At 59.5% G+C, this 3,513-nt stretch carries 4 protein-coding genes; all 4 read right to left on the reverse strand.

The genetic code is table 11. From position 1 onward, the window contains the following. Positions 1-41 precede the first annotated feature (41 nt). The 4 genes from L8H52_RS30140 to L8H52_RS30155 all read right to left on the reverse strand — a co-directional run bounded on the left by L8H52_RS30140 (position 42) and on the right by L8H52_RS30155 (position 3,269). A complete protein-coding gene (locus L8H52_RS30140) occupies positions 42-503 on the reverse strand; it encodes a head completion/stabilization protein (protein ID WP_242210147.1) in 462 nt (153 codons plus the stop codon). A 99-nt stretch (positions 504-602) separates the two neighbouring features. Beyond that, positions 603-1,325 carry a phage terminase small subunit gene (gene gpM, locus L8H52_RS30145; RefSeq protein WP_242210146.1) on the reverse strand — a complete coding sequence of 241 codons (723 nt, stop codon included), beginning with the start codon at positions 1,323-1,325 and terminating at the stop codon, positions 603-605. Beyond that, positions 1,322-2,341 carry a phage major capsid protein, P2 family gene (locus L8H52_RS30150; protein WP_064392744.1) on the reverse strand — a complete coding sequence of 340 codons (1,020 nt, stop codon included), beginning with the start codon at positions 2,339-2,341 and terminating at the stop codon, positions 1,322-1,324. The genes gpM and L8H52_RS30150 overlap by 4 nt, the downstream gene beginning before the upstream one ends. Position 2,342: 1 nt before the next feature. Then, entirely contained in the window at positions 2,343-3,269 is a 927-nt protein-coding gene (locus tag L8H52_RS30155; protein ID WP_242210145.1) for a GPO family capsid scaffolding protein, read from the reverse strand. Between the last annotated feature and the right edge of the window lie 244 nt (positions 3,270-3,513).

Below are 3,513 nucleotides of genomic sequence, written 5' to 3' on the forward strand. Positions count from 1 at the left end.
GCGACGCTCCAACAGATACGCGGTCAGTGTCTGCAGCTTGGTCATATGATCGCCGCCGTGATTCGGCCGCGCCCCTGTAGCGAGCGAACCGCCTGCTGACTGAACTGCAGAAACGTCTCGCCGCGTTCGGGCATTTCTTTGCCGGTGTTTTCGGCGCTTTCACGGCGGCTCACCGTGGCGAACTGCGTCAGCAAGCTGGACTTGGCGCGGCAATACACAGCGCGCTTGTACGTCGCTACGTGAAATGTGGAGTCAGGCAGCACCTTAGGGTCCCCAGATTCCACGGATGTGATGCCCACGCTCTGCCATTGGCCTTTGCGTTTGGACAAATCGCGATTGATCTCAATCATCGCGGTAGTCAAATCAGTGACCAGCATGTCTACCAGGTACTCCGCCGGCAGGCGATAGCCCTTCTGAAACTCGGACACGGAGAGGTTCGGCCAGAAGCCGTCGTTCTCAATCGCCTGTTCCACAAAGGTGGTGGGTTTCCCGGAAAAGCTCATTGCTGGCCGCTCGAATAGGGCGGGGAGACTGTTTTTCGTGGGGCTGGCCATGAATGGCAGACACACGTCCACAGTTCCCCGCTGGGGGGGGGTAGTCGGTTATTGGGCGCCGGTCACGGCGGGGGTTTGTTTGGCGATCGCCTTGCGACACTTCGCAATGCGCGTCTCATTGCCGGCTTTCGCATACAGCTCGGTGGAGCGTTCCAGATGCTGGAGCGCGGTTTCCCACTGCTCGGCCTCCATGGCGCGCATGCCGATCAACTTGTGGTACTTGCTCGGGATCTGTTCGGTCAGCTCCCATTCACCGTCGACACGCGACAGCAGATCAGACAGGTACGGCTCCGGGCTGCGTTGCGCGTTGTATTCGGCGTAAGCCCAATCGATCACTGCGTCCGCAACGAAGGTTTGCACGTCGCGGCGCTTAAACCGCTCGGGCATCTCCTGGCCCTGCCCGATCGCAAAGTCCGCCAGCGCCAGACCGTCTTCGAACTGCTCGGTGTCGAACAGCCAGACCATCACCTGCACCAGAACGCGGTTCGGCATCACCAGACCCGAGTCCATGTAGCGCTGAATGAAGTCCTGGTACTTGGGCAGCAGTTCCTCGCGCTTGAGTGCCTGACGCCCAGCGAGACCCTTGATATCGCTCAGGCGCTGCAGATCCTGATCCAGAGAGGCTTCCATCAGCAGCAGGTGCTTTTTCGCGTTGGCCGGGCTGCTCAGGGCTTCCGCCGGCGAATACGCCAGCGGTGCGGCGGCTGCAGCGATTACTGCAGCGGTCCCCTGTGCCAAAGTACGGCGCTTGTGGGCAAGGGCCAGGCTCATGCGGCCAACTCAACGTTTTCAGTAAACGCGATCTTTTCCAACTGCTCGATCACGTAGCCTTCGTTGCGGCTGTTGTAATCCTCGACACGGGAGCGTTTCGGGTTGTCTACGGTTTGCTTGCGCCAGCTGGAGTCCTGGAAGTAGATCGACAGGTTGTCCCAACTGGTGACCAGCACGCCGTTAACCGGGAAGAACGGCACGCTAAAGCTTGGCAGACCACCATAAGTAGCGATCACCTGAGCGTCCTCGATGCGCTCTTTCTCGGTTGGTGTATCACCCTGCTTGGCGTACAGCTTTGCCTTGTCAGCCGCTAACAGGTCGGTGCCGATAATGGCGATCAGGTCGCCGCCATCGCGCAGGCGTTCGTCCACCATTTGCTTGGTGTCATGCACCAGAGCGTCCAGGTTGGCGTAATCACCGCCCTGCCCCAGGATTACTTTGCCAGCGGTTTTACCTTCCTTGAGTACCTGCTGTGGGGCTTGCTCGCGCAGTTGTTGCAGCCAGCCTTTGTTCACGTCCTGCAGCATTGGGTAAGCGGCAATATCGGTCTGCGCAGCGGCTTTCAGGCCGTGGAAACCGACCATGATGCGGTCCAGCGCGATCTGTTTCTGCACAGCAGCCGAGTAACGTTGATGGAAGTCCGGGAATTTCGCCCAGGCGTCGATTTTTGCGTACGGCAGACCCACGTCCGACTCGGTGGACGAGAGTTCGTAGGTGGTGTTGTCCAGCTCGGAGGCGTCTTTCGCCTCGCGATCGGTGGTCTTGGTATTAGTACGGCCAGTCACCGGGCCGGACACACCGATGAACACCTTCTCGCCCTTGATTTCGCTCACGCCAATGACGTTGATGCGCGAAAGGAAGTCCGACTTGGCGGTGATGGCGTCGTTCAGTTCCTGGGTGATGGACGGCTCAACGCTGAACATCTTGCTGGACAGCTCGACGCCGTAGGTTTCGGCCATGGCCAGTTGCATGGCTGCATACATCTTGGCGCCGTAGGCGCTCAGGGAACGGGCCATGTCAGAGTACCCGCACTTTGTTTTTGTCGGCTGCGCCGGTGGAGCGCGGCAACTGACGGCCTGTGCTGGTGTTCTGCAGCGTGGTGAACTGTTGCTGCAGACTGGTCAGAGCTGCCAACACTGCTTTGTTGGAACTGCCGCCGTTGCGCTTGAATTCGCGTTCTTCTTCGGCGGTGGTGACGATCTCGTCGACTGCCGCGCTGACGTCATCGATCGGGGCTTGATCGGGTTCTGGTGCGTCTTCGGCTGCAGGCTCAATCACGGCCTGAATGCCGGCAGCGACGACCAGCAGCTGGGCCAGCAGGGCTTTCAGAGCCGTGGCGGTAGCTTCATCCATTGGGGGTTTGCTCTCGGTTGGGGTTTGCGGAGTGGTTTCGGCGGCGGTGTCGTCAATGCCGAAACGCTTGAATAGGCGGGTGAACATGCCGACAAGGCGGCCAATCTCGCCCTGCGCTTCGGTTTCGCGTAGAGGGCCGAGTTCTTGAGATGCGGCGTAGTAAGCATCGCGGCTGGTGCGACTGGAGAAGTAGAGTTCCTGCGTGCCGACGCTGGCAGGTTCGTCGGTGACGGCGATACCGGTCATGTAGGCTTTGCCACGGCCCCGGAAATTCGGCTTGATCTCGATGCTGGTGAACAGCTTTTCGCCGGCGTCGTTCAGGCGCAGCAGCTTGTCGTTTGGCTTCAGTTGCGCTTCAAGGGCGACTTGGCCAGGTTCCAGATCGTCGCCCTCCTCGACCAGGCGCACAGCAAAAACCGTCCCGTGAGATCCGAACCAGCGTTCGTGCTCACACCAGATAACAGCGGTGTACAAAGTCGGCGTGTAGGTCTCGGCGATGTCGCGCAGTTCCTGGGGAAGGATCTCGCGGCCATCGACGGTCGGGCCGCTGGTGGCTACACGTTTCCAGTAGGAGACAAGGGAACGGGGCATGAGTGGTGACTGCGCTCAATCGTTGAATGAGCCGCCACGATAGGGAGCCGTTTACCGCCAAACAAACGGTTGAAATTCAGGGTTCTCCTATTTTCGAGAGATAGGCGGATAGCAGCATTTAACCCCGCGTTTCCGGGGTTTTCGCCGCATAGACTGCGGCCCATGAACTACTCGACCGAAGTTAAAGAAGCCGCAAAACGCCTCTACCTGCGCCGCTGTTCGGTGAAGGAAATACAAGCGCACT

Source organism: Pseudomonas sp. CROZ-RG-20F-R04-15, assembly GCF_022662375.1.
In the GTDB taxonomy this organism is placed as follows: domain Bacteria; phylum Pseudomonadota; class Gammaproteobacteria; order Pseudomonadales; family Pseudomonadaceae; genus Aquipseudomonas.

What these genes read in the sequence shown, in the direction of transcription:
- L8H52_RS30140 (WP_242210147.1), bottom strand. Translation starts at nt 503, where the DNA reads ATGAGCTTTTCCGGGAAACCCACCACCTTTGTGGAACAGGCGATTGAG.
- gpM (WP_242210146.1), bottom strand. Translation starts at nt 1,325, where the DNA reads ATGAGCCTGGCCCTTGCCCACAAGCGCCGTACTTTGGCACAGGGGACC.
- L8H52_RS30150 (WP_064392744.1), bottom strand. Translation starts at nt 2,341, where the DNA reads ATGGCCCGTTCCCTGAGCGCCTACGGCGCCAAGATGTATGCAGCCATG.
- L8H52_RS30155 (WP_242210145.1), bottom strand. Translation starts at nt 3,269, where the DNA reads ATGCCCCGTTCCCTTGTCTCCTACTGGAAACGTGTAGCCACCAGCGGC.